This is a genomic window from Chondromyces apiculatus DSM 436, from assembly GCF_000601485.1.
GTDB classification, from domain to species: Bacteria; Myxococcota_A; Polyangia; order Polyangiales; family Polyangiaceae; genus Chondromyces; species Chondromyces apiculatus.
The window spans coordinates 57398-84302 of the sequence record NZ_ASRX01000052.1; the positions used below are offsets into that span (position 1 = coordinate 57398).

Annotated in this window: 20 protein-coding genes; 12 read left to right on the forward strand and 8 right to left on the reverse strand. The window is 68.4% G+C overall.

Annotated features, from left to right (window positions below; genetic code table 11):
- Positions 1-84: 84 nt before the first annotated feature.
- The 3 genes from CAP_RS28580 (at position 85) to CAP_RS51055 (ending at position 4814) form a co-directional block, all read left to right on the forward strand.
- Positions 85-2586, forward strand: a complete 2502-nt coding sequence (locus CAP_RS28580; protein ID WP_231511739.1) for a heparinase II/III family protein — start codon at positions 85-87, stop codon at positions 2584-2586.
- Between the two features lie 701 nt (positions 2587-3287).
- Complete coding sequence (locus CAP_RS28585; RefSeq protein ID WP_044246814.1) at positions 3288-3908, forward strand: AAA family ATPase; 621 nt, start codon at positions 3288-3290, stop codon at positions 3906-3908.
- A gap of 150 nt (positions 3909-4058) precedes the next feature.
- Entirely contained in the window at positions 4059-4814 is a 756-nt protein-coding gene (locus CAP_RS51055) for an HNH endonuclease family protein (protein WP_156041223.1), read from the forward strand.
- Between the two features lie 327 nt (positions 4815-5141).
- On the opposite strand, the gene CAP_RS28590 is transcribed toward CAP_RS51055, so the two are convergent.
- Positions 5142-6359: a vWA domain-containing protein gene (locus CAP_RS28590; protein ID WP_044246816.1), complete on the reverse strand. Its 1218-nt coding sequence runs from the start codon at positions 6357-6359 to the stop codon at positions 5142-5144.
- A 242-nt stretch (positions 6360-6601) separates the two neighbouring features.
- Positions 6602-7573 (reverse strand): UDP-glucose 4-epimerase GalE, encoded by a 972-nt coding sequence (gene galE, locus CAP_RS28595; RefSeq protein ID WP_044246818.1) that lies wholly within the window; start codon positions 7571-7573, stop codon positions 6602-6604.
- Between the two features lie 96 nt (positions 7574-7669).
- Between galE and CAP_RS28600 the strand changes: the two genes are divergently transcribed.
- Positions 7670-8653 carry an SGNH/GDSL hydrolase family protein gene (locus CAP_RS28600; protein ID WP_231511740.1) on the forward strand — a complete coding sequence of 328 codons (984 nt, stop codon included), beginning with the start codon at positions 7670-7672 and terminating at the stop codon, positions 8651-8653.
- Positions 8654-8734: 81 nt separating this feature from the next.
- Entirely contained in the window at positions 8735-10123 is a 1389-nt protein-coding gene (locus tag CAP_RS28605; RefSeq protein WP_044246847.1) for an O-antigen ligase family protein, read from the forward strand.
- A gap of 70 nt (positions 10124-10193) precedes the next feature.
- On the opposite strand, the gene CAP_RS28610 is transcribed toward CAP_RS28605, so the two are convergent.
- Complete coding sequence (locus tag CAP_RS28610) at positions 10194-10925, reverse strand: sugar transferase (protein WP_044246819.1); 732 nt, start codon at positions 10923-10925, stop codon at positions 10194-10196.
- A gap of 66 nt (positions 10926-10991) precedes the next feature.
- On the opposite strand from CAP_RS28610, the gene CAP_RS45745 reads away from it, so the two are divergent.
- From CAP_RS45745 to CAP_RS28640, 6 genes are all read left to right on the forward strand, one after another.
- A complete protein-coding gene (locus CAP_RS45745; RefSeq protein ID WP_231511741.1) occupies positions 10992-11747 on the forward strand; it encodes an ATP-binding protein in 756 nt (251 codons plus the stop codon).
- 64 nt (positions 11748-11811) lie between these two features.
- Entirely contained in the window at positions 11812-12111 is a 300-nt protein-coding gene (locus tag CAP_RS28620; RefSeq protein ID WP_044246820.1) for an STAS domain-containing protein, read from the forward strand.
- 132 nt (positions 12112-12243) lie between these two features.
- A complete protein-coding gene (locus CAP_RS28625; RefSeq protein ID WP_044246821.1) occupies positions 12244-13827 on the forward strand; it encodes a GumC family protein in 1584 nt (527 codons plus the stop codon).
- The gene (locus CAP_RS28630) at positions 13820-15460 is read left to right on the forward strand and encodes a P-loop NTPase family protein (protein ID WP_044246822.1); all 1641 of its coding nucleotides are present in this window, start codon (positions 13820-13822) and stop codon (positions 15458-15460) included. The genes CAP_RS28625 and CAP_RS28630 overlap by 8 nt, the downstream gene beginning before the upstream one ends.
- Positions 15461-15524: 64 nt before the next feature.
- A complete protein-coding gene (locus CAP_RS28635) occupies positions 15525-16871 on the forward strand; it encodes a hypothetical protein (protein WP_052376208.1) in 1347 nt (448 codons plus the stop codon).
- 44 nt (positions 16872-16915) lie between these two features.
- Positions 16916-18937, forward strand: a complete 2022-nt coding sequence (locus tag CAP_RS28640) for a glycoside hydrolase domain-containing protein (RefSeq protein ID WP_044246850.1) — start codon at positions 16916-16918, stop codon at positions 18935-18937.
- On the opposite strand, the gene CAP_RS28645 is transcribed toward CAP_RS28640, so the two are convergent.
- The 4 genes from CAP_RS28645 to CAP_RS28660 form a co-directional block, all read right to left on the reverse strand.
- Positions 18907-20607: a SpoIIE family protein phosphatase gene (locus tag CAP_RS28645; RefSeq protein WP_052376210.1), complete on the reverse strand. Its 1701-nt coding sequence runs from the start codon at positions 20605-20607 to the stop codon at positions 18907-18909. The genes CAP_RS28640 and CAP_RS28645 overlap by 31 nt on opposite strands.
- Positions 20608-20727: 120 nt before the next feature.
- Positions 20728-22059 carry a nucleotide sugar dehydrogenase gene (locus tag CAP_RS28650; RefSeq protein WP_044246823.1) on the reverse strand — a complete coding sequence of 444 codons (1332 nt, stop codon included), beginning with the start codon at positions 22057-22059 and terminating at the stop codon, positions 20728-20730.
- Between the two features lie 78 nt (positions 22060-22137).
- A complete protein-coding gene (locus CAP_RS28655; RefSeq protein ID WP_044246824.1) occupies positions 22138-23616 on the reverse strand; it encodes an oligosaccharide flippase family protein in 1479 nt (492 codons plus the stop codon).
- Between the two features lie 2 nt (positions 23617-23618).
- Positions 23619-24242, reverse strand: coding sequence for a polysaccharide biosynthesis/export family protein (locus CAP_RS28660; RefSeq protein WP_052376212.1), 624 nt, complete (start codon positions 24240-24242; stop codon positions 23619-23621).
- Positions 24243-24880: 638 nt separating this feature from the next.
- On the opposite strand from CAP_RS28660, the gene CAP_RS28665 reads away from it, so the two are divergent.
- The gene (locus CAP_RS28665; RefSeq protein ID WP_156041224.1) at positions 24881-26128 is read left to right on the forward strand and encodes a hypothetical protein; all 1248 of its coding nucleotides are present in this window, start codon (positions 24881-24883) and stop codon (positions 26126-26128) included.
- 40 nt (positions 26129-26168) lie between these two features.
- Here the strand turns inward: CAP_RS28665 and CAP_RS28670 are convergent, their stop codons facing one another.
- Positions 26169-26891: an EboA domain-containing protein gene (locus tag CAP_RS28670; RefSeq protein WP_231511742.1), complete on the reverse strand. Its 723-nt coding sequence runs from the start codon at positions 26889-26891 to the stop codon at positions 26169-26171.
- Positions 26892-26905: the final 14 nt, after the last annotated feature.

A 26905-nucleotide genomic window follows, 5' to 3' on the forward strand; every position in this document is an offset into this window, starting at 1 on the left:
CGCACACGGCGCGCGGCGTCATCCGTAGCTCCAGGGGCGCGGAGCGGGGTAACCTCCGTCCTTTCAGCCCCAAGGAGCGCGATCGTGACCGTCCGACCCTCGATTTCCGCTGTCTTTGCCGCGCTGGCCTGCCTCGCGACGGCCTGTGAGCCTCGGGTGACGCCCGGGCCGCCAGGGTCCGCGAACGCGCCCGTGGGGCCAGCGCCGGGGGCAGGAGCAGGGGCGTCCGGCGCGACAGGAGGGGCGACGCCGAGCGGACCCGCGGTGCCAGCGCCGGTGTTCGAGGCGCCGCCCGCGCCGCCGACCACGCCGGTCGCGGGGCATCCGCGGCTGTGGGTGCGGGCGGAGGAGCTGCCGCGGCTCAGGGCGAGGGCGGTGGAGTCGAACCCGTTCTACCGGGATCTGATGAGCGTGGTCGCGGCGGCGAAGCTCGGGATGGACACGGGGAAGATCCCGTCGGCGGGCGACTGCACGTTCGACCGGGTGTTCTGCGAGTCCTACGCGGAGCTGTTCGCGTTCATGGCGCTCGTTTCGCCCGGGGAGGCCGAGCGGAAGCAGTACGCGGAGCGGGCGAAGAAGATCCTGCTCACGATCGTGGACCGGGTGCTCGCGGGGGCCGAGGGAGATCCGCTGGCGCGGCGGGGGTTCTCGACGACGGACAGGTCGCGCTGGGCAGGGGAGTCGTTCGGGCTGACGGCGGACTGGATCTATCCGTACCTGACCGCGGAGGAGAAGGGGCGGGTGCGGCGGGTGTTCCTGAAGTGGGCGGACGATCAGCTCAACTCGTCGACGACGAGCTACGACCACCCGACGCCGATCGGGAAGCTGAACGATCCGGAGCTGCTGAAGGGGAAGCCAAACGAGGGGCTGAAGAAGCCGCGGTACGCAGCGAACAACTTCTACACGGCGCACATGCGCAACCTGACCCTGCTGTCGCTGGCGTTCGATCCCGCCGACGATCCGCCCGACCACAAGGGTCAGTACCCGCGCCTGCGGGACTACTTCGGGAACGTGGCCGGGGCGTGGCTGTACGCGACCGATCACCTGCTGCGGAACGATGGGCGCGGGGGATCACCACCCGAGGGTTTTCAGTACGGTCCGGCGACGCTGGCGTACATCGGCCAGACCTTGCTGGCGATCCAGACGGCCGGAGAGGCCGACCCGGCGCGCTGGGGGCAGCAGGTGCACCTCGACGGGAACCCGTTCTGGAGCGAGGTGATCCCGGCCTACCTGCACAGCCTGAGCCCCGGGCCAGTGCACGGGAACGCGGGGCCGACGTACCAGGCGGCGTGGACGGGCGACGGGGAGCGGTACGAGCTGTGGGATCACATCGATCCATTCGCGGCGCTGGGGCTGCACGCGCAGAACAGCGGGAACGCGAAGCGGTTGAACGCGCTGCGGTGGCTGACGCTGAACACGGGCCCCGGCGGAGAGGCAGGGGCCTCGAAGCGGGCGCAGTCGCGGTTCGGGGAGGTCTACAAGCGGCACACGATCAACTACTTCCTGCTGATGGATCCGGCGGTGACACCCACGGATCCGCGGCCAGAGGTGGCGCTGGAGCACTTCGGGGCAGGGCGGGGGCAGATCTACGCGCGGACGGGGTGGAATCCGGAGGCAGCGTGGATGACGTTCCAGGTGGGGTGGGCGCAGATCGATCATCAGCACGGGGACGGTCTGGCCTTCACATTCTGGCGCGGCGGGGAGTGGCTAACGAAGGAGCGGGTGGGCTACGGGGCGTTCTTCGTGGGGTCGGACCAGCACAACACGCTGACCATCGAGAACGATCGGAACCGGCGGCACGATGAGCCGTTCCGGGGCGGGCTGTGGCGGCGAGGCTCGCAGTGGGGCCTGGTGCACACGGAGGATCCGCGGCTGCTCGCGAAGAGCTTCGGGAAGGATGTCGTGTACGCGCTGGGAGACGCGACGGCGCTCTACAACTCGGGCTACGAGCAGGTCGCGGACGTGCAGCACGCGAGCCGTTCGCTGGTGTGGCTGAAGCCGGATCACCTGGTGATGTACGACCGGGCGCGGACCGGGAAAGAGGGTCGGTTCAAGCGTTACTTCCTGCACACGCCGACGCTGCCGGTGGTGGCAGGAAACCAGGCGACGGTGACGACCACGAAGGGACAGAAGCTGTACGTGAGCACGCTCTTGCCGGAGCAGGCGTCGATCTCGGCGTTCGAGTACCAGGTGGATCCGAAGAACTGGGAGACGAAGCCGGCGCAGCAGGAGCCGATGAAGTTCACGCTGCAGGTGGAGCCGAAGTCGATGCCGGTGGATGCGCGCTTCCTGCACGTGCTGCAGGGGGCGAGTGGGGGCGCAGCGGCGGATGCGACGGCAGTGGTGAAGTCGAGCGGGGGGACGGCGTTCGCCGGGGCGGTGGTGAAGGAGACGGTGGTGATGTTCCCGGTGGAGCTGGGGGAGGTGAAAGAAGTTCGGTATACGGTGCCGGCCAGCGTGAAGCGGCACGTGGTGACGGGGCTTCAAGCCGGGGGGAAGTACGAGGTGGTGAAGCAGGGGGGGGCGGTGACGGTGAAGGCGGGGGGCGCGGTGGTGGCGGATGAAGGGGGAGTGCTGGTGTTCTGAGGGACGTTCCGGAGAGCCTTGTGAGGCTTACAGTCGGGAGATGTCGAACGCTGCACGTTCAGACATGTGGCCGCGCGACAACGAAGCGCTCTCGCAGCCACCGTCGCTGGAGTAGGATTCCTTCATGTATCTGCGGCACCTCCACGTGCAGAACGTCAAGCTGCTGCGTGACGTGAAGGTCGATTTTGTCCGGGGGATGGCCAGCCCCGGATGTGGACGGTGTTCGTCGGCCAGAACAGGCTCTGCAAGACGACCCTCCTCCAGACGATCGCTGCTGCGGCCTGTGGGACGGATCGCGGGACGCAGCTCGTCACGGATGTCATTGCCTCATGGCCTGACCTGAGGAATCCGGTTTCGCTCTCCGTAGAAGCGAAATTCGAGGTCAGCAGACGCCCCGATCCCGCACGAGTCTACCCGGTCAAAGGTGACAACGTGGGACCGGCGCCGGTGCTGACATCGACGTTGAACTTGGAGCCTGACAGGCGTGTCTTTGGGGGCTCGTCTGCTTACGACGACGACAGCATGGGAACGGGCGATCCGCTCAACGAAGCCCGGAGCAAAGCACTGCCTGGATGGTTCGTGGCCGGGTATGGTCCCAGCCGTCTGGATGGTTCGTGGCCGGGTATGGTCCCAGCCGTCTTCTCCCCAGCACGGGCTCCAGCCCACGGCAGAGTGAACCAACACTCGATCGGTTGCGCCCATTGTTCGGTCAGAGCCTGATCGGAACGGGCTTCATCGAGCTCCTCGGGGGCGATCTGGCGCAGTCATTCGTGCAAATCCTGCAGTCCGTGTTCGTCGCTGGAGGCTTGCTCCCTCACGTGACCGCGATCGAATTGCGCGGCCGGGGAGACATCCGTTCGGCCAGAGATCTCGTCGAGGCGCAACGGTTCGAGATGGATCCCCTGGATGCGCAAGGGAAGCGCATTCGTGTACCGGCGACCTGGCTCTCGCAAGGATACCAATCGATCGTCGCGTGGCTCGCCGACGTGGTCGGGCAGGTGCTTATCGACGCTGGTACGCACGTTGAGGCAGCGGACATGGAGGGTACGGTGTTGCTCGACGAGATCGACGTCCACCTGCATCCCACATGGCAGGCCCCGCTCATCCCGGCGCTAAAGAAAGTGTTTCCCCGGCTTCAGTTCATCGCCACCACCCACTCCCCCATGATGCTCCCCGGCTTGGAAGCTGAAGAGCTTTACATCATGTCGCAGGACGAGGGCGGTAACGTGATCGCTACACAGTCCCCACAATCTCCAGCGCTATTGACCGGCTCGGAGCTACTTGGCGCGTTCTTCGAGATTAAGAAAGCTCTATCCCGATGACCTCGGTGAGAAGCTGCGCAACTATGGCTATCTGGCGAGCGACCCCCTACGGAGCGACGAGGAAGACCAGAGGCTGCGCAGCTTGAAGGCGGAACTCGAAGCTGCAGGCGTCGAGTTCGATTGGGAACCTGTGGCGCGCGAGGTGGCAGAATGATCCGCATCGAGCGTGTTGCAGAGCCGCCTGATTTCGCGAAGGTGCGCTCAAAGAGACTCGCAGAAGCACGGCAAGTGATCGCGAAGGGCGACAAAATCGAGTTCAAAGACTATGCCGCGGTGAAAAGAGAACTTGCCGAGATGCAGCATCTCAAGTGCTGCTACTGCGAGAAGCGGGAAGAAACGGCCGAAAATCGCGATGTGGATCACTATCGCCCGAAGGTTCCCTACGGGTGGCTGGCATGGACCTGGGAAAATCTTCTCTTCGCCTGCATAGACTGCAATCGTCAGTTCAAACGAAACCAATTTCCGCTCAGCCCAGGCGATATAAAGCTCGTTTCTGAACAGGCTCCTCCGGGCAGTGAGCGCCCTCTTGTAATCGACCCTTCGGCTCGCCAAATCAATCCCAGCGAAGAGATCAAGTTCCGACCGGAAAAAGTGCAAGGCAATCAGCGCTGGAGACCTACCGGTCTCACGAAGAGGGGACTCGAAACCATCAGAGTCTGCGGCCTCGATCGACCTGGGTTGCTCAATTCGTATACGGATCACGTGAATCGCGAGATCCGACCGAAGGTGGACGAACTTCTGAAATCGATAAAAACTGGGCAGCCTTCAGCGCTTTACAAGCTGTGGTCGAGGACGAAACGGCAATTGTTGAGGCCATATCGTCCTTTTCAAGCCTTGTCCCTCGACGCGCTCGATCACCTCGTGAAGCCGGACATCCGCACCCACCACAACCTCCCCCTCCCCTGATCCCCGTCCCCTCCCCCGCAAATGCTCCTCGCTTCACGGCCAAGGCGTCGTCGGGGAGAGGGTCCCCAGGGCGGCCGGGGGCGGGCGCGCCAGAGCACCGAACCGCGCGCCATCCGGCCCCGTCCAGCACTCCGGGCCCAGCGCCGCCACCGGGCGGCCCTCCAACGCTTCCCCGCCAGCCCGACCGCAGGTGAGACGCGCTTCTGAGACGCCGCCACCGCGAGCCCCCCCGCCCCCCGTGTCTTGTCCCTACCCGCGCGCCCGCCCCCGGCCGCCCTGGGGACCCTCTCCCCGACGACGCCCCCCGGGACCGCGCTGGACCGTCGATCACTCGATCGGCACCACCGTCCCGCAGGGGAACGTCACCTTCAGCTCGTGAGCGCTCTCCTGGATCTTCGTGCACGCATCCCCCACCAGCTCCATCTCCGACTCATTGTTCAGCCGCCACCCATCGGGATCGTTGTAGGTCAGCGGCTCGCCATCCAGCAGCACCTCGCCCTGGCCCGGATCGTCGGTGGTGACGACCCCACCGAGGGTGAAGACGCAGGCCCGGACGCCGCCGATGATCTGCTCGAAGGCATCGATGAGGGACGCCTGGTTGAGGGCCTGGTAGTACGCCGCGTTGCCCTGACCGTTCTGGATGCCGGCGCCCGCGTTGGCCATGTCCTGCAGGTGGTCGAGGGCCACCTCGGGCCCGACGCTGAGGACCACGGTCTTGATGCCCTCGTCGAAGGCGCGCTTGGCGGCGGTGACGGACTCCTCCTCACCGTTCTGGGGGTTGGGCTCCGCGCAGGTGTCGGGCATCCCGTCGGTGGCGAGCAGGATCATCTTGGGGCCCGGGGCCATGATGGTCTTCAGGTAGTCGACGGTCTTGTCGATGCTCTCGCCCGTCGGGGTCTCGTCGTCGGGGTTCGCGTCCTCGTACATCTGCCGGATGGACTCGTAGTTGCCGAGGGAAGCGTTCACCTGCGTGATCCTCGGGCAGGTGCCGCCCTGGAAGCCGTCGCGGCTGGTGTAGAGGGCGAGGCCGAAGCGGATCTCGTCGGAGAGGGTGGCGACGACGCCGTTCTGCTGGTTCATCAGGGCGTCGTAGAGGACCTCCCAGCGGTTGCCGTCGCCGCCGAAGTCGTCGTTCATGCTGCCGGATTGATCGATGAGCAGCATCACGGTGGGGGTCACCTTGTCGAAGCTCACGGTGATGCTCGGGCAGTTGTCGCCGGGGCCGCCGGGGTTGCCGAAGCCGCCGCTCACGCCGTCTTCGCCGCAGCGGCCGCGGGGGCTGCAGCTCACGCCGTCGCTGCACTGACCGCCCGCGGGGGTGCAGTCGGCGGTGCAGGAGCCACCGCTGCAGTAGAGGCCATCGGCGCAGCCGCTGTCGTCGAGGCACTCCTTGCCGCACTCCTCGGCGAAGGTGGTCTCACACGGAGAGCCCGCGACCTCGGACGAGCAACCAGGGACCACGCTGGCGAGGGAGGCGCCGAGGGCGAGCAGGCCGAGAAGTCCGGTGCAGGCGCGGCGCAGGGGGCGGTGGCTGCTGTGGCTCATGACGCAAGCTCCAGGGGTCGAGACGAGGTGGAAGTAATGGCGCGGCGCATTGCAGGAGGCGGGCCATGCGCCGGAGAAACGCTGCGACACGGATCTCGGCAAGCTCGCGGCAGAATTCCGGGAGACCTGTGGGTCGACGCCGGGGATGGGGCGGGAGGCGGGACGAGGAGGCGCGCGTCTGGTTTCGGGCTTATCCAGCAGGGTGGGTCCATGAAGATCCACGCCTGCGGGAGACGCGGCGGCTACGTCCTTGAGCGGAGGGTGTCTTCGAGGAGCGTGGGGAGGTCGGAGCGCTGGGCGCGCCAGCCGAGGATCTCTTCGGCGCGGCGGGGGTCGGCGACGAGGGACGAAGGGTCGCCGGCGCGGCGGGGGCCGACAGCGCGGGGGATGGGGCGGGCGAGGACGCGCTCGGCTTCGTCGAGGACTTCGCGCACGGTGCTGCCGCGGCCGGTGCCGAGGTTGAGGGGGCCGACCTCGTGGCCGGCGGCGAGGCGATCGAGGGCCTTGAGGTGGGCGCTGGCGAGGTCGACGACGTGGATGTAGTCGCGTTCGCAGGTGCCGTCGCGGGTGGGGTAGTCCTCGCCGAAGAGGGTGAGGGGGGGACGACGACCGAGGCCGGCGTCGAGGAGGAGCGGGATGAGGTGCGTCTCGGGGTCGTGGGCTTCGCGGAGCTTGCCGCTGGGGTCGGCGCCGGCGGCGTTGAAGTAACGGAGTGCGGCCCAGCGGAGGCCGTAGGCGCGGCCGTAGGCTTCGAGGGCGTGCTCGAAGGAGAGCTTGGAGGCGCCGTAGGGGTTCACGGGGCGCTTCGGGGCGCTCTCGGGGATGGGGACCGCGTCGGGCTCGCCGTACACGGCGGCGGTGGAGGAGAACAGGATGCGAGGGACGCCGGCGGCGCGCGCTTCTTCGAGGAGGGCGAAGGCGCGGATGACGTTGACGTCGAAGTAGAGCGCCGGGTTGGTGACGGACTCGCCGACCTGGATCTTGCCGGCGAAATGCACGATGGCGTCGACGCCGCGGCGACGGATGAGGGCGGAGACGGTGGGGCGATCGCCGATGTCGGCGCGGACGACCTCGACGCCTTCGGGGAGGGGTGGCGACGTGCCGGCTGAGCCGTCGTCGAGGATGACGACATCACGGCCTTCGCGGGCTGCAGCCCATACGAAATGCGATCCGACGAAGCCGAGACCGCCCGTGATCAGGGTGACGGAGGCCATTGGGCCAGGGTACACGAGGGGGCGGGGCGTGTGCTACGTTCCGCTGTTCTTGCGCGTTCCTGCACGTTCGCGCACGTTCGCGCACGGAGTGAGCCCATGCTGTTGATGGAACGAAAGAAGCCGCTCATCGTTGCTGGTGCGCTCGCCGTGGCGCTCGGGGCGTTGCTCTTGCCGATCACCCCGGCGACGCCCGCGACGCCGCCGCCGAGCAAGAAGGCGCCCGCGGCGGACCTGTCGTCGTTCTCGGCGGAGAACCCGTCGTCGCCGGTGGACCTGGTGTTCCTCCATCACTCGGTGGGGGGGCAGCTCCTCACGGAACCGGGGCCGGAGAAGGAGCTGATCCCGGACACGAACATCTACGTGACCCACCCGAACGGGGGGGGGCTGCGCCGGAAGCTGGAGGCGGCGAGCTACAAGGTGCACGAGGCCGCGTACAAGAGCGCCGTCGCGGACAAGACCGATCTCTTCGACTGGCTCCCCAAGTTCCGGGGGCAGATGGATCAGGTGCTCCGGGTGGCGACGCACGACGACGTGCTCCCGGAGGGGATGAAGAACCGGATCGTGATGTTCAAGTCGTGCTACCCGAACAACCGGTTCGTGAAGATGGGGGAGGCACCGGGGAATCCGGCCGGGCCGGACATGACGGTGTGGAACGCGAAGGCGTCGTTCGCGGCGCTCTTGCCGGAGTTCGCCAGGCAGAAGGACACGCTGTTCGTGTACCTGACGGCGCCCGCGAACGTGCTGAAGAACCCGAAGGTGCCGCTGTGGAAGCACCTGGCGAAGCGGGCGCTGGGCAAGCCGACGGACGCGGAGATCGCGGTGGACCAGGCGGAGCTGGCGCGGGAGTTCAACGGGTGGATCAGGTCGCCGGAGGGGTGGCTGAAGGACTACCCGGAGAAGAACGTGGTGGTCTTCGACTTCTACGATGTCCTCACCGACGAGGGGGCCTCGAACTTCTCGAAGTACGGGTCGGAGGGGGGGACGGACAACCACCCCTCCAGCGAGGGGAATGCGCGTGCGGCGACGGCGTTCGTGCCGTTCCTGAACCGGGCGGCGCGCCGCGCGGGTATCATCCCGTAGCGCTCCGACGAACCGGGGGGCTCGGGGTACGCTTCTCCAGAGGGAGCGGCGGCCCCGGTGGTGCACGGCGTCGGAGCCACGATGGCGCTTCCCGGGGTCATCCTTCTCATCATCTTCATCTACGGTCGGCCGCAGGAGTTCAACGAGCGGCTGGCGGCGCTGCCGTTCCTCTACCTGTTCCTGGGCATGACCTTCGCCGGGATGGGGTCGGACATCGGCACGGGGAAGGCGAAGCTGAAGGCGGCGCCCCACTTCAAGGCGTCGGTGTTCATCCTGTTCTGGAGCCTGTTCACGCTGGCGATCTTCAACCCGGCGGAGCTGTCGGTGAACGCCGTGATCATCGGCGTGACCTGGGTCCTCTTCTTCGTGGTCGGGCACTCGACGGAGTCGCTGAAGGGGTTCCAGAAGCTCGCGGGGACGGTGCTGGCGATGGGGGTGTTCGTGGCCACGGTCGCGGTGCACCAGGGGTTCTCGGCGTTCCAGTGCATCGCCATGGTGCCCATCCCGGGCGCGCGCGCGGACACGGGGATCCCGGATGGGCGCTCGTGCGAGAGCTACAAGGACTGCCGCAACGATCCGACGGCAGACCCGGAGATAGAGTACCTGTGCGAGCGGATCGGCCTCTTCCAGACCACGACCATCACCGCGGGACGCGTGCGGTGGCGCGGGGTGCTCCAGGATCCCAACGAGCTGGCGCTGACGGCCGGGATCTCGCTGCCGTTCGCGTTCGCGTTCTTCGAGCAGAAGCGCAGCTTCAAGCGGCTGATGATCCTGGTCTACGCGCTGCTGATGATCGGCACGTGCATCGTGCTCACCCAGTCGCGCGGCGGGCAGCTCGTGTTCACCACGGTGCTCGGGGTGTACTTCATCAAGCGTTACGGGCTGAAGGGCGCGATCATCGGGGGTATTTGCGCGCTGCCGCTGATCATGCTGGGCGGGCGCGGGAGCCAGGAGGCCGAGGAGAGCGCGAACGAGCGGAGCGAGATCCTGGCCGAGGGGCTGATGATCTGGCGGGCGTTCCCGCTGACGGGGGCCGGGTTCCGGCAGTTCACCGAGCACTTCTGGCTGACGGCGCACAACGCCTACCTGCTGGCGGTGTCGGAGCTGGGGCCGTTCGGGTTCTTCGCGTGGCTGTCGATGATCTACGTGACGTTCAAGATCTCGCTGACGGCGCTGAAGCGGTACGAGCACGTGCCGGGGCCGACGGCGGCGGCGATCAGGGCGTGGTCGACGGCGCTGATGGCGTCGTTCGCGGGGATGCTGATCGGGATCTTCTTCCTGTCGTTCACGTACCACTACGTGCTGTGGATCTACTTCGGGCTGTCGTCGGCGCTGTACTTCGCGATCCGGGGAGCGGACCCGACGTTCAAGGTGGAGCTGGTCCAGAAGGACATCTTCCGGATCATCGGGATCGAGATCGCGATCGTCGTCGCGATCTTCGGGTACGTGAAGTCGAAGGGGCTGATGTAGCGGGGCGGGGGGCGGGGGGCGGGGGGCGGAGAGCGGAGAGCGGGGAGCGGAGGCGGCGGGCTGAGGAAGGTCAGCGGCCGGCGCCGAGGATCATCACCAGGGGGGTCCGGAAGATGATCTTCAGTTCGAGGGGCAGGTAGGCGCTGAGGCTCTCCAGTGAGGCGGCGTAGGCGAGGTCGAAGAGGAGCTTCATGCGCATGTCGTCGGCCTCGGCGCCCTCGGCTTCGTCGAGCTCGAAGGGGTTGGTCAGCGTGGCCTCGAAGGCGGCGACCTCGCTGTCCGGGGCGGCGCGGCCGGTGTAGCCGAGCGAGACCTGGGCGAGGCCGGTGACGCCAGGCTTCACGTCGCGCATGCGCTCCTCGAAGAAGGGGATGGCCATGGCGAGGTTGACGAGCAGTTCGGGACGCTCGGGGCGCGGGCCGACGAGGCTCATCTCGCCGAGGAGGACGTTGAAGAGCTGGGGGAGTTCGTCGAGGCGGCTCTTGCGAAGGAAGCGGCCCACCTTGGTGATGCGGGGGTCGTTCTCCTGCGCAAGCACGGGGCCCGTGAGCTTCTCGGCATCGACGCGCATGGAACGAAACTTGCGCATCTCGAATTCGACGAAGCGCGGGTAGGCGATGCCGTCGCGGACCTCCGTCCCGATGAGCATTCCAGCCCGACGTTGCTTGTAGAAAATGGGGCCCGGAGACTCCGCGTAGATGGCAGCCGCAATGACCGGGTAAAGCGGGAGCGTGAGCGCGATCCCGACGCTGGAGCTCAGCACGTCGATCGCGCGCTTGGCCACACGAACACTGGAGTTCACAGGTCTACCTTGTAGCTCAGTTCTCGGGTACCGTGGTAGGGTCCAAGCTTGGATGGAGGTGTGGGCGTGATCCGACTCCGCGTGCCCGGCTCGCTGACGTATCGGCACCTCGCCCTCCGCGTGGTCTCCGCTGCTTGCCGCATGGCCGCGAGCCGGGATGCGGGTGAAGGCCGCGAGGACGAGGAGCGCGACGGAAGCGCACATGCCGAGGACGATGCTGCGGTCGGTGAGGAGCGCAGTGGGACGTCGGCGCGGGGTCGGGAGAGTCTTGAGAGCGAGAGCGCCGGTGCGGCTCCGGAGAGCGGGCCGACACGGCTCGCGGGACTCGCGGGGCTCGCGGGGCTGGCCGGGTTCGAGGACCTCGGGGATCTCGCGGAGCTGGGAGACCTCGGCGAGGGGGGGCTCGGCGACGACGAGCCACTCACGGACGACGACTTCGAGGCGCAGACGCTGTCGGCCGTCGGGGAGGCGTTCAACAACATCGCGATCCATGCGTATCGCGCCGGCGTGCCAGGGCACGTCGACATCGAGATCGAGTCCGACGGGTGGGGTATCATGATCCGCCTCATGGACACGGGATCGAGCTTCAACCCGCGGCACGTGGTGGCGCCGGACATGGCGGCGCTGCCCGAGTCGGGGATGGGGCTGTTCATCATGAACTCGTTCATGGACGAGGTGGACTACCGGCCGGGAACTCCGAATGTGCTCCGCCTCGTGAAGCACCGAGATCCACGAGGACGTCCGGCGGACGATGGTGGAGAGGGCGCGCGCGGTGGCGCCATGAACCCGCGGGGCTCGGTGCCCGCAGCGGGGGCAGCCTGAGGCGTACATCACCGGGGAAAGCACCCCAGAAGCCCAGAACGCACAGCCAGGGGCATCAGGATCAATGAGCTACAAGCGGACCGACAATGGTGAAGTGACCGTCGTGCAGATTGATGGGACCCTCGACGCCGTGACTGCGCCCGAGTTCCGGACCCTGGTGGACGAACTCGTGGCCGAGAACCGCGCGGACATCACGCTCGAACTGTCTGGGCTGCGGCTGATCGACAGCTCGGGGGTCGGGGTCGTGGTCTCGCTGTTCAAGCGGATCCGCGCGAACGGCGGGCAGGTGCGCATCGTGGGGCTGCGGGATCAGCCGCGCGCGATCTTCCGGCTCCTCCGGCTGGACAGGGTATTTCCTACCTGAGATCCGATTCCCGCGACGGGTTGGCGCCCCGGCAGCCGGCGTCTACGATAGGCAGGAACCGTTCAACGGTCGGGAGTCCCTTGGCGCACCACGCCGAGACATCCCCTGCCCCCTTCTGCTGCGCAGCCGGACATGGATAGCCAGATCAACAGGAAAAACTCGCCGCCGCCCCCCGCGCTGGAGGGCCCGCTCGCCTTCGGGCCCGAGCAGCCACAACCCGCAGGCCCACAGCCACCCAGCATCGGAGGGATGATCCGGCGGACGCTGGCACACTGGTACATCGCGGTCATCGTGGCCGTGATCGGCGCCGGACTCACGGCGATGTACGTGAAGACGCGGCAGCCCGCGTACCGCTCGGAGACGGTGATCTTCTACCGGGAAGGCGTGCGGGCGGCGCTCGGTCCCGATGGGCCGGACCCGCTGCGCACCCTGTCGGCGCGGCTGAAGGAGACGCTGCTGGCGCGCTCCAACCTGGAGAAGATCGTCACCGAGTTCAACCTCTACCCCGACGTGCTGCAGAAGCGCGGCGTCGTGGACGCGGTGGACAGGCTGCGGGCGAAGATCGTGTTCCGGGCCAAGTCGCCCGACACCTTCGCGATCTCGTTCGAGGGCACGTCGCGGGACGAGGCGCAGATCGTGACCGCGCGGCTGGCCGAGCTGCTCGTCGAGGAGACGGCGCGGGTGAAGCAGTCGCAGGCGAAGATCACCACCGAGTTCCTCATCGCGCAGCAGAAGCAGGCGGAGCAGGAGCTGGAGAAGGCCGACAAGGATCTGACGCAGTTCCTGGCGCAGCACCCGGAGTTCGCGACGGAGAACGTGCAGGCAGGCGGGGTGCAGACCGGCGCCTCCATCCGCGCGGAGCAGCGTCGGGCGACGGAGGGGGATCCGATGCTGGCGGCGCTGGAGCGGCAGATCCCGCGGCTGCGCAGCCAGCTCAACCCGACGGCGCCCGCGGCGGGGAGCCCGGCTGCCGCGGCGCAGCAGCCCCCGGCGGCGCTCACGCAGGCGAAGTCGCAGGCGGATCAGGAGCTGGCCGCGGCGCGGCGCGATCTGGCGGACAAGCAGGCGAGGTACACGGACTCGCACCCGGACGTGCGCACGGCGACGTCGCGGGTGGCGGCCGCGGAGGCTTCGGCGCGGCGGGCCGAGCAGGCGCTCGCCTCGTGGCAGCCCGAGCCGCCGCCCGCAGCGCCGGAGGCCTCCGCGGGCGCGACCGCAGGGGTGGCAAAGAAGGCGCAGGTGCAGGCACAGCTCCAGCAGCTCGAGCGCGAGATCTCGCAGCGGAAGAAGTCGCAGCAGGAGCAGCAGGCGCAGGATCCGTCGGAGGTGGCGCAGCAGATCATCGGGGTGGAGGCGGAGTGGTCGCGGCTGGCCCGCGAGCAGGCCCGGGCGCGGCAGCGCCTCGCGGATCTGGAGCAGAAGACGTTCCGCGCGGAGATCAACGCGAACTCCGAGGAGGGCGGCTACGCGGCGCAGATCATGGTGCTCGACCCGGCGTACAAGCCGACCTCGCCGTCGACGCCGCCGCGCTCGATGATGGCGCTCGGCGGGCTCGTGGCGTCGTTCCTGGCGGGACTCGCGCTCGCGGCGGCCCGGGGAATCGTGCTCGACGATCGCGTCTACGGCTCGGAGGACATCGAGCGGCTGGGGCTCGCTCCAGTCCTCGCCGTGGTGCCCGCAGTTCCGGGCAAGCGCCTGAGGAGGCTCCGTGGCTGAGCCGATCGAGGCAGGCAAGCCCCCCCCTGTGGCATCGCTGGAGCGAGCGCTCGACCAGGTGATCGATTTCCTCGGGCGCGTCGAGCACGCGCCACGGGCCAGGGCGCTCGGGATCGAGGCGCGCCGGCTGCGCACGATCGTGGGCAAGTGGCGGTCGATCGAGCCTCCGGACGACGTGCGCGAGGAGATGATCGCGCGCGTGCTGCGGCTGGCGAACGACGCAGAGGAAGCGATCACGGAGGCGAACGCAGGCGTTCGTCACGCGTCGGCGCCCCAGCTCACGGCTGGGCTGGTGCCTGAGCCACAGGCGCCGAGGCCACCGCCGCGCCAGGGTTCGTCGCCGATGATCGACGCCGAGGGCTGGGCCGGCGGGCAGCAGGCGCCGAGGCCAGCGCCGCGCCAGGGCTCGTCGCCCAGGATCGACGCCGAAGGTTGGGCCGGCGGGCAGCGGGACGCCTACGGGCAGTCAGGGGCGCGGTACGCGCAGGGCGCGGCGTACGGCTACGAGGACCGGAGGCAGGGGGTGCCTCAGATCCCCGATCTTGCGCCGGGGGAGGCGCCGCGACGTCAGCCGACGCCGATGCCGGGACAGAGGCAGGGGTCGCAGCCGTTCATGACCCCGCCGGGGGGGCAGCGGGTGCCGTCGCTGCAGTTCGAGCGGACTCCCCAGCCAGAGCCGGAGGTGCTGGAGGGAGAGCTGATCGATCCGCCAGAGCCGCCGCGGCTGCAGAGGCCCGAGCCGCGCACGACGTACGAGTCGGGGGCGAGCACGGTGGAGATGGCGCAGACCCCGGTGCCACGGCCGCTGCGCGAGGAGGTGCCCATCTCGGAGGCGCTCCCGACGCGGAGGTTCGAGAACGATCCGTCACCGCCCTCGTACGACGAGATGGCGACGACGCTGTACTCGATACCGAGCAATATCAAGAACCTGAGCGCGCTCAGCGTGGTGCCCGCGCAGAGGCCCACGGGGCTGGATCCGAATGTGGTGATGATCTCGGAGCCCTACGGGAAGCGGGCCGACGCGTACCGGGCGCTGCGGCGGAAGCTCGCGGCAGGGTCGGCGCGAATCATCGCGATCACCAGCGCGAAGCCCCAGGAGGGGAAGACGATCTGCGCGATCAACCTGGCCCTGGCGCTGGCGGAGTCGAGCCCACGCAACGTGCTGCTCGTGGAGGCGAACATCCGCAACCCGGGCCTGGCAGCGACGATGAAGTTCGATCCGCAGATCTGCTTCACCGAGCAGCTCCGGCGTCACCGGAAGGACCCGGAAGAGCCCTGGGTGGTCGTGGAGCAGACGACGGTAGGGCCGACGGAGGACCAGTCTGGCGCCGCATCGACGCGCGGTGGGGTGGTGCACATGCTCGCGGTGGATCCGCGGGTGGAGCGGCCGCCGATCCTCGACGCCGTGGCGTTCGCCAAGGGCATGGAGGGGCTGAAGCGGACGGGCTACGAGTACATCATCGTGGACACGCCGGCGGTGCTCGGGAACCTGGACATGCAGACCATCGGCGACGTCGTGCACGGGGTGATCTTCACCTCGATCGTGAAGCGGTCGACCCGCAAACCCCTCCGGGATGCCATTGCGCAGATCAAGCCAGCTCCGGTCCTCGGGGTGGTCGTTCTCGAGAGCTGAAGCCCGCCGCGCGGCCATGATACCGTCCGTCCCCATGTGTCGGGGTAAAGCGCGATGGCTAGGCGTGGCCGCCCTGGGAGGGGTGCTGCTCGTCTCGCGCGCGGGGTCCGCGCAGCACGCGCGCATCCACGGCATCTTCACGGGCTCGGTGGGGTTCACCGACAACATCCTCTCGACGCCGGAGGTCGAGGCGTCGACGCCCGAGGAGGAGCGGATCTACCCCGAGGCCGATGGCTACGGGGTGGTGAGCCCGGGGCTCGTGTTCCGCTACAACACGCCGCGGACCGCGCAGACGCTCAACTACACCTTCGCCGCGAACCTGTTCTTCCGGCACGGCGAGGCGAACTCGTACACGAACACGCTGGTCTACGCGTCGCGGTTCGTGACGTCCCCCACGACGCAGCTCAGCCTGGGGGTGGTGGGCACGCAGGGCCGGTTGAACACGTTCATCCGGGACCAGGACTCCGGGCAGACGCCGCTCACGGCCTTGCCCGCCGGCGGGACGTCGTTCGTGCAGGGCGGGGTGAACCAGGGGTTCTCGAAGCAGTTCTCGCCGTCGGTGTCGGTGGCAGAGGCGCTGGGGTTTCTGATCTACAACCCCCTCACCGACTTCCCGCAGCGCACCTACAACGGGACGGGCTCGCTCGCGGTGCTGCGCGCCTGGGAGAACGACACGGGCTCGTTCCGGCTGAACGGGGCGTACACCCACTTCGACAACGTCGCCACGGGGGAGCCGGGCACGACCGAGCGCTTGGGGCGCGATCAGCTCATCACCACGCTGCTCGTGGGCTGGCAGCACGATTACGGGCGCTACTTCTCGCACCAGCTCGATCTCGGGATCAGCCAGGCGACGGACCTCTCGGGGCAGTACGCGCAGCTCTACCAGCCGGCGGCCCTGGCTGCCCTGCGGTACACGCGGGAGGAGGTGCAAGCCGAGGCGGCGTACTCGCACTCGGCGGCGCCCAACGTGTTCCTGTCGCAGCTCGCGCTGCTCGATCAGGCGACGGTCCGGGCGGCGGCGCCGCTGAGCCAGGTGGCGAGGCTCGGCGCGGTGGGCTCGCTGGGGGTGCAGGTCAACCAGCCAATCGTGAACGGGACGCTCGGCAACGCGATCACCCTCTGGCTCGCAGACCTGGCGCTGCTCTGGGTGCCGGTGCGGCGGATCCCGGAGCTCGAGCTGGAGCTGCGCTACCAGCACGTCAACCAGCTCGCGGCCGCGTCGCAGATCGTGCGCAACTCGCTGACGCTGTCGGCGGTGTTCACCTTCCCGCCGGATCGCGAGCCCCAGATGCGGATCGCGATGACGCAGCCGTTCGGCGGCACGCAGCGGGAACGGCCGCGGCGCGAGGAGGCGCCCCAGGAGAACGAGGAGCAGGAGCAGCAAGGGCAACCAGCGGGGCAAGGCGAGTGAAGGGGCAGCGCGGTCCTGACCAAGGGCGCGCCTGGGGAGGGGTGATGCGGTCGAGGGGGGCGGGGGCCGTGCTCGCGGCGGCTGTGCTGGCGGCGGGTTCAGCGCTGGGCGCGGGTGCCACGGAAAGGGCGTCAGGAGCGCCGGGCGCACGGGTGTGGGTCGCCGGAGAGGGCGTGCGGGTGCGGCGGGACGAGGTGGCGTCGCCGCTGTCCCGCGGTGAAGGGAACCCGGTGTGGCGGCCCGGTGCGCCGGTGAAGCTGGCCGCGCTCCGGGGTGAGGTGGTCGCCTTCCAGGTGGTGGTGACGGCCGGGGAGGAGCCGCTCACGGGCCTGGAGATCGCCGTGGGGCCGCTCGCGCACGAGGGAGGAGCGCCGACGCGCCTCGATGTCGAGCGGTTCGTGCAGCACTACGTGGAGGTGCGGGCGCGCTCGCGCAATGAGGAGAGGCCGCCGGAGTCGCTGGGGTGGACGCCTGGGGCGAGGCCCGCGGATGACGAGGTGCAGGGATGGGTGCCGGATGCGCTGATCCCGGTGGATGGGTCAGGAACGGGCGGAGAGAAGGCGGCTCCGCCGGGGGCCGCCGGAGGGCGCGCGCTTCCCTGGCCGCTCGCGGTGGCGCCCCGGCAGAACGGCGCCGCGTGGGTGGACGTGACGGTCCCCGAAGATGCAGCAGCGGGGATGTATCGGGGCGTGGTGCGCGTGGGCGCGGCGTCAGCGGCGTCAGGCGAGCTGTCGCGGATCGATCTGGAGCTGACGGTGGTGGATGCGGTGCTGCCGTACCGCCCGGTGAGCTTTTTTGCGTTCTACGAGCCGTACCAGATGGGCAACCGGCTCGGCGACAAGACGGCGTCGGGAGCGACGGCGTCGGAGCCTGCGGTGTGGCAGCTCCTTCATCGGCACCATGTGGACGCGCTCCCGCCCCTCACGCGGCCGGAGGAGATCGCGCGGATGAGGGCGGCGCTCGACGGAACGCTGTTCACGGAGGCGCACGGGTACCGAGGTCCGGGAGCGGGGGTTGGGCCCGAGGTGCTGGCGCTCGGTACGTACGGCGACCTGGGGAACCCGACGCCCGAGGCGCTCGCCCGCGCAGAGGCGCTCGCGGCGCAGGTACCCGCGGCGATCAAGGACGTGTTCGTGTACGCGATCGATGAGCAGTGCGACAGCCCGCGGGGACCCGCGTGGAGGAAGCTCTTGCGGGGATCACCGATCGCGGGGCGGGTGAAGGTGGGTCATACCTGCCACCGCGATCCGAGCCGGCAGGACGTGGACCTGGTGATGGTGCCGGCGAACCGCTTCGAGGTCGCCACGGCGCGGGCGGCGCGCGCGCAGGGGACGGAGGTGTGGGTCTACAACGGGACGCTGCCGCAGGCGGGGACGTTCATGATCGACGCGCCGATCACCAGCCTGATGGCCGACGGGTGGATCGCTGCTTCGTACCCGGTGGGGCGCTGGTTCCTCTGGGAGGTGGGGTTCTGGCACGACGGGAACCGGGGGGGGAAAGGGCCCATCGATCCGTTCGCGCAGCCGGAGAACTTCCACAACAACGACGGGGACGCGTGCCTCGGAGACGGGATGCTTCTGTACCCGGGGACGCAGGTGGGGAAGTTCGCGGAGGGGTCGTTCGGTCTGCCCGGAGTGCTGCCGTCGCTGCGGTTGAAGGCACTGCGGCGGGGAATCCAGGACGCGGGGTACGCGGCGCTGGCGCGGGCGGCGCGCGCTTCCGAGGTGGACGCGATCCTGGCGAAGGTGATCCCGGCAGCGCTGGACGACGCCGACGTGGAGCGACCGGCGACGTGGTCGCGTGAGGGGGCGGCGTTCGCGGCGGCGAGGGACGCCTTGCGGGCGATGATCCCCGCCGGCGCGGTGATGGATCAGGCCACGGCGCGGCAGGTGCTCGCGGACGCAGCGGCAGCGCGGGTGGCGCGGAGGTCAGGCGCCGAGGGCTCGCAGGGGAAGGGAAAGCTGCGCGTGGTGTGGCTCGTGGGCGCGGTGGCGGCGTCCCTGGTGGTGCTCGCGGCGGTGCTCGCGGTGGTGGCTCAGGTGCGGCGGGCGAGAAGGAAGGCCTGATCGTCCTCGGGGAGCTGGTCGCCGCGGAACTCTTCGAGCATCTGGGCGAGCTTCTCGGAGACGACGGAGATGGGGCGGCCGGTGCTGGCGGCGCACAGGCGCGCGAAGCCGGCGCCGAGGGCCTGCTCGCCGAGCATCTGCTTGGAGGAGTTGCGCAGCTCGGTGAGGCCGTCGGTGTACATCACCAGCACCTCGCCCGGGGCGAGGACGCTGGGGTGGGCCTCCATGGGCACGGGACCCATCCCGAGCGCGGGGTTCACGGCGTTCTGGAGCTGCCGGGGGACGGCGCCACCGTTCGCCACGAAGGCCGGCGGGTGCCCTGCGTTGACGCACTCCATGCGGCCCGTGACGGGGTCGAGGGCGACCACGATCATGGTGACGAACGAGCTCTCGGGGAGGTACTCGCAGAGGTAGGCGTTGAGCTTGTCCATCATGCCGGTGACGCCGCCGCCGGAGTCGACGGTGGCCCGGATCATGGTGTGGACGCTGGAGCAGACCAGCGCCGCCTGCAGGCCCTTGCCGCAGACGTCGGCGACCGCGAGCAGGATGCGGCCGTCGGGCATGGGGACGATGTCGACGTAGTCGCCGCCGACCCAGCGGCAGGGCTCGAAGCCGATGGACACGTCGAGGCCGCGGAACTCGTGGCGCTTGGGGACGAGCTGCCGCTGGATCTGGTGAGCCATCTGCAGCTCGCGCTCGATCGCGGCGTGCTCCTGGGCGTGGCGGCGGGCCTCCCAGGCCGACTCCGCTTGCTGGAACACCTCGGCGGCGAGGGCGATGAGGCCGAGCCACTCGACGCTCCCGAAGTCGGGGGGGAGCGTGACGTAGAGCAGGTTCATCATCTGCTCCTCGACGCGCAGGGGGCAGCACACGACCCAGAGCGCCATCACGTCGCGCGACATGGTGAGCTCGACGGTGGCGCTGTCGCTCACCAGGTTGCCGGCGAGCACGGGCTCGCGGGTCTCCATCACGGCGGCGAGGACGCGGCGCGAGATGTAGGGAGGGGAGCTGACGTCGTCGCGGCGCAGGCCCTGGAGGTAGAAGGGGCGGTGCGGGCCGGAGAGGATGGTCAGCGCGCCGTTGTCCCGGAGGCGGAGGGCGAGCGCCATGCTGCCGTGGAAGTCGTCGCGGACCATGAGCTGGCAGAGCGCGTCGAAGCGCTCCGCAGGCTCCTCGATGCCGAGCAGGCGGCGCGAGAGGTCCATGAGGGTGAAGAGGTGCTTGGCGGCGATGCGGGGAGGCTCGAGCTCGCCGAGCTTGCGGATGGCGGTGGGCTTGTCCTCCTCGAAGTGGACGCCGCCGCTGTCGAGCCCGATGCGCGGCGCGCGCGCCGGGAGCTGGAACTCGATGGTGTAGTCGCCGATGCCGATGCGGTCCGCTGGCTTGAGGACCTTCTCGTTGATGCGCTCGTCGTTGACGAGGGTGCCGTTGGTGCTGCCGAGGTCGCGGATCCACCAGCGGCCGAACGGGTCACAGAACAGCTCGGCGTGGCGGCGCGAGACCGTGTAGTGGTCGAGGGTGAGCTGCACACCGGGGGCGCGCCCGATGACCACGTGCGACTCCGAGAGCGGCCGGCGGACCGGGGGCGCGTCGCCGAGCCTGATCTCCAGGTAGCCCTTCCACTCCGAGCTGGATGGCGCGGGCACCAGGCTGTCATCTAGCGGCGGCATCGTCCCTGTTCTGGGTACCGAACCGGCGCGCGCGCATCAATGGGGAAGGGGGCTCGGAGGCGCCGAAGCGCGGGATTCGCCCCCTACGGGCCGATTCAGCGCTGCCGCGGGTGCGCAGGCCTAGGCCTTGACCACCTTGGGGTGCGCCTTCCGGTAGATGCCGCGGGTGTCCACGATGAGCTGGGCGTGCTCGAGCACCAGGTCGTAGTCGACCACCGAGTGGTCGGTCACGATCACCACGGCGTCGTGGGCCGCGAGCGTCTCCGCGGTGAGGGGCAGCGACTCCATGACCTTCAGGTGCGGCCAGGAGCGCATCGGAGGCGACCGGGGGATGTGGGGGTCGTGGTAGCTGATGCTCGCGCCGAGCTGACGGATGAGTTCGAAGACCTCGAAGGCCGGGCTCTCGCGCGGATCGTCGATGTCCTTCTTGTAGGCGATGCCCAGGACGAGCACCTTCATGCCCTTGACGGGCTTGCCGCGCTCGTTGAGGGCGAGCTGGAGCTTGTTCACCACGTAGTGGGGCATCTCCACGTTCACCTCGCCGGCCAGCTCGATGAACGCCGTGGAGGCACCGTACTCGCGGGCCTTCCAGGAGAGGTAGAACGGGTCGAGGGGGATGCAGTGACCGCCCCAGCCCGGGCCGGGGTTGAACCGCATGAAGCCAAAGGGCTTGGTGGAGGCTGCGTCGAGCACCTCCCACACGTCGATGCCCATGCGGTCGTAGACGACCTTGAGCTCGTTCACGAGGGCGATGTTCACGGCTCGGAAGATGTTCTCCGTGAGCTTCGAGGCCTCGGCGGCGCGCGCGGAGGAGACGGGGATGGTGCGCGCGATGGCCTGGTCGTAAAGGGCCTTGGCGAGGGTGAGCGAGTGCGCGTCGACGCCGCCGACGACCTTGGGGATGGTGGTGGTCCCGAAGTCACGGTTGCCCGGGTCCTCGCGCTCGGGCGAGAAGGCGAGGAAGAAGTCTTCGCCGGACTTCAGGCCGGACTTTTCGAGAATGCCGCACACCAGCTCGTCGGTGGTGCCCGGATACGTGGTCGACTCGAGCACGACGAGCTGCCCCTTGCGCAGCCGCGCGCTGATCTTCTGGGTGGAGCCTTCGACGTAGCTCATGTCGGGCTCGCGCTGCGGGGTGAGCGGCGTCGGGACGCAGATCAGGATGGCGTCAGGCTCGTCGAGCCGGCCGAAGTCGGTGGTGGCGATGAAGCGGCCCGTCTTCGCGGCCGCGGCCACCCGGGCCGGATCGAGGTGCTTGATGTAGCTCTCGCCAGCGGCGAGCGCGTCGACCTTGGAAGGGTCCACGTCGAAGCCGAGCACCCGGAAGCCCTTCTCGATGAAGGCGAGCGCCAGAGGGAGGCCGACGTAGCCGAGCCCGATGATGCCCACCAGGGCGCCTTGCGAGGTGATCTTGCCGAGGAGGTTGTCGACCACCGTTTGCGATTCTGACATCTCGATTCTCTCCGTGAATGAAGCGAGCACGCTATCACACGCCGAGCGGTCCGGCTGCCGGTCACCGAGGAATCGTGATCACCGACCGCGCCGGAGGGCACCACGCAGCGTGCCCAGGAATTCACGCGATGCCGCGGGCGCGACGACGAGTACCGCCAGCACGAATGCGGACGCACCGGCGACGACCTCGGCAAATACCCTGACACCCCGCGGGAGATCCCCGAAGCCCGACAGCCACGCGCGGGTCCCGAGGACGGCCAGCACGAGCGGGACACATGCGAGCAGCGGACGCACGAGGGGGCGAAGCAGCTCGACATAACGGATGTCACTGACCCGGCGCACGAGCGCCATGCTCGCCAGCGCATGCAGGCCGAAGGCGAGGCCGACGCCGGCACAAGCCCAGAGCGGCCCCCCCACCACGCCGAGCGCCCCGACCCCGAGGATGATCGCGGCCACCTTGAGCCACTCGAGGACCATGATGGAGCGAGTCCGTCCGTGCACCTGGAGGTAAGAGGCGATGACCCAGCCGAGGGGCCGGGTCACCCCGAGCGCCGCGAGCACGCTGAGCAGGGGTCCAGCGTCGTACCAGCTAGGAGGGAACACCGTGTCCCGCAGTACCGTCGGCGCCACTGCGCCGAGCCCCACGGCGAGCGGGAAGATGAGGAGCGACATCATGGTGACCGCGCGGATCAAGGCGCCCTTCCGTCGCTCCGGCTCCAGCTTGGCGAAGGAGGGCACGAGGACGTCGCCGATGCGCTCGCCGACCTGGGAGGCGGGGATGTCCGCCAGGTTCCAGGCGAGGTTGTAGAGACCACCGACCCGCTCTCCGAAGAGCCGCAGCATCACCAGGTTGTCCCAGCGCTGCGAGCCGAAGTTGGCCAGTGAGCCGAGGCTGAGCGGGATGCCGAAGGAGAGCATGCGCCGGGCCTTCTCGCGGGAGAGGGGACTCGGCGTGAGCCACTCGCGGTGATCGACGGCGGGCACGGTGATCACCACGCGCACCAGGGCGCGGAGCAGCATGCCGGCGACGATGGCGTTCCCACCCCAGCCCCTCATCGCCAGCCCCACGGAGGAGACGGTGTAGGTCAGCTCGCCGATGGTGTTGCGGACGCCGACCTCCTTGAACCGCATGTCGCGGATCATGATCCGGTCGGGGATGTACGAGAGTCGTTCGAGGACCACCGCGACGACGCACCCGGACATGTACGTGACCATGCCGGGCGTCTCGATGGCGCGCGCGATGGGCTCACGCAGCAAGAAGACCGCGCTGACCGCGAGGAGGCAGGCGGTGAGGTAGTAGACGGTGGCGTTGAAGATCGACTGCCGGTCGATGTCGGGATGCGCGACGATGTACTGCCCGAGGCCGAGGCCCGACGCGAAGTAGGCCGTGTAGGCCGCCACCTGCGCGCCGTTGACCTCGCCCTGGATGTCGGGCGCGACGTAGTGCGTGAGCAGCATGGTGCCCGCAAGCCCCATCGCCCGGGCGCCGAGGCCCGTGGCGATGGTCCACATCGCGCCGATGACCGTCCTGCGTGCGAGTGCGCTCTGCTTGGCCACGATCAGGGCACGTAGACGGTGTCACCCGCCTTGAGCACCAGATCCTGCTCGGGACGCTCACGCGAGACGATGGCGTCGTAGTTGATGGGGATATGCCGGTACTTGCCGGGCGCATCCATGCGGATGAGCAGGATCTGATCTGTCGAGGCGAACTGGTTCGGGCCGCCGGCCATGGCGAGCGCCTCCGAGACCGAGACGTAGTAGCTCGACGTGAAGATGCCGGCGTGCGCCACGTTGCCGCTGACGACGAAGCGGTAGCTGCTCACCGTGTTGACCGCGACGGTGATCACCGCGGTCTCGTCCTTGACGAACTCCGAGAGCCGCTTGGTGATCGCCGCGCGCACCTGCGTCGGGGTGCTCCCGGCGACGAAGACGTCGCCGATGAGCGGCAAGGTGATGATCCCGTCCGGACGAACCAGGGCACCGCTCGACAGGTCCGCCTGACGCCAGACGTTGATCTGGAGGTTGTCGCCGACCCCGATCACGTACTCGTGATCCCGTGGATCGAACTCCTTGGCGTAGTTGGCCCGGTCATAGACGTAGGTCGGCCCGCATGCCGAGGCGGCAAGCATGAGCGGGGCCACGAGCGAGACCGTCCAGCGGTGGAAGAGGGCGAATCCAGGCATTCTGAAGGCAGACCAGCATCGCAGGAAGGCTGCCCGCCGCCAAGAGGGGTTTTCGGTGGTGGCGCGCGTCGCGAGGCGTCTGGGGGGGGGTCGGGGCGGGAGAGCCCCGCACCTTCACGAGGTTGCAGGGGTTTCATCACCTGCGCGATCATCGGCTCCGGCGATCGAGCCGCGAAGCAGTCCATGGGGGAGGAGACGGTGTTGAAAGCGTCATTCTCATCGTCAGGAGAGAACACGTGAACGGAGTCCTCGGGACATCTCCCGCTGGCGTGGCGGCGACGCTGCTGCTCTTTGCTGGCGGGTGCGGCATGCTCCTCGGGCTGGACGAGTTCACGGACGGCGCTGCCAACGGTGGAGGAGCGACCGGTGGATCGGGCGGCCAGGGTGGCGCCGGAGCCACGCTGTGCTCCCCCGGAACGGCGGCCCCTTGCTACACGGGCCCTGCCGGCACGGAGGACGTCGGTCTGTGCAGGGCCGGTTCGCGGACCTGCCTGGAAGACGGGAGCGGCTACGGAGAATGCGCCGGCGAGGTCCTTCCGAGGGCCGAGGACTGTGCCGGAGCGGGGGACGAAGACTGTGATGGGACGGCGTGCAGCGAGCCTCTGTGGGCGTACTGGCTCGGGAGCATCGCGACTCCGATGGGCTCGGCCCTGGATGCAGAGGGGAACATCCTGCTCACGGGGACCTTTCGGGGCACGATCCTGCCAGCGCCCCACACGCTGACCGCGGGTTTCAACGATCATTACTTCCTGGCCAAGTTCGACCGCGAAGGCGAAGTACTGTGGGCGCAGCAGTTCGGGTTGGCCGGCTCTCCGGGATACGACATCGATGTCGCCGTACACCCGGATAGCAACACCATCGTTCTCGCGGGCAACTTGCTCGAAGACACCGACTTTGGTGGCGGCGCCTTGCCCGCACCTACCAATGGTAACTGGGGGATGTTCGTGGCTTCATTTGACAGCGACGGCTCCCATCGGTGGAGCAAGTCATTCGGGAGCAGCGCCGACCTTCAGCAGATGCATGTGGTAGCTACGGCCGGAGGGAAGGCGATCATCTCAGGCATGTTTTTGGGCGCGGCGAACCTGGGTGGAAGCACCTTCACCAGCACTGCCAGCTACGATGCATTCCTTGTAGGCCTCGACATCAGCGACGGGAGTCATCGGTGGAGCCGATCCATCGGCGATGTGATCGGATCAGGATCGCAGGACCAGTACATCACCGCCCTCGCGACGAGCAGCGGCCATGCGATCGTGATCGGTGGTGCCTTCACGACGTCGCTCGCTCTGGGCGGGACTCACTCACTCACTCACCAGGGTCCCTCGGCTTACCTGGCTCGACTCGATGAATACAGCGGGAGCCCATCATGGAGCCGGAAGCTGCCGGGCAGCTCAATTCTTGCAGCAGCCACCGACAATGCCGGCAATTCATTCATCACCGGTTACATCGACGCGCCTGTGGACTTCGGCGGCGGCAGCATCCTGGAGCCTTCGGGGAACAAGGACGTGTTCGCAGCGAAGTACGGTCAGAGCGGCACCCACCACTGGTCCAAGCACTTCGGCCAATTCAACGACAACCAGGGGCTCCAAGTAGGAGTGGGCCCAGAGGACAACGTAGTGCTTGCGGGTACGGCAAGCGGGACCATCAATTTCGGCGGCGCCCCGCTCACCGGACAGCCCCCCTCCGACATCTTCATCGCGAAGTTCGGGGCGCTGGGTGCGCATCAATGGAGCCACTTGTACGGGAATGCTTCCGCAGAAACGCCACACACCATGAACGTGGACGCGCTCAGCGGTGAGGTGGTCATCGCCGGGAGAACCGAGTCAGCCATCAACATCGGAGTTCAACCGATTGAGCAGGGTATGTTCATCATGAAACTGGCGCGCTGACCTGCCATCCTGCAGCGCAACCTTGCTGCTAGATCACGGCTCAGGAGGTGCCGAAGAGACGGACAATCTCCTCGGGCACGGCACGACCGCTGGCGCGCATCTCACCCGCGCATCCCGCCACGGCCTGCGCAAGAGCCGGCGTCGTCCGACGCGCGATGCCCAGGATGCGGTCAAGCGCGATTTCCAGCGAGAGCGCCGTGAGTACTAGCTGATTGAAGTGAACATCCTGAAAGTGATCGGCGGGATAGGGATTCTCGCAAGCAATGGCCTCGAAGACGAGACGGTCGTGGCTGGAGCTGCCATCGACGGCGAGTGAGATAAAGCGCTGCGGGAGGACCAGGAAGGGAAGCGCGCGGAGCAGCGCCTGGCGCTCCCGGGTCTCGCCTCGACGGTAGACATCTCCGAGCAGGTGATCAATCTCCGAAGGCGAGAGGCGCGACGAGGCCACGGCCAGCATCGCAGCACGGCCGAGTTGATCGAGTGGCCAGCCATCGATCGACCACGTGATGCCCGACCGGGTCAGCACCTCGCGCTCGCCGGGTGTCAGCATGAGCGGCGCCTTGCCGAGCCAGCGGGAAGCGCTCGTGATCTCGGCGAGGAAGCCATCATGGTCGAACTCGGGCAGGGTTTGAAAGGAGGTGGGGAGCATGCCCCCGGCCAGGTGAACACCCGTGATGCCCTCCACGCGCTCCCGCCAGTAACGGGCTCCGGGAGGAACCCGCCGGGAGAGAAGTTCAAGAAGCACGAGGAAGCGGTTGCGCATGGCTGATGCTGCCT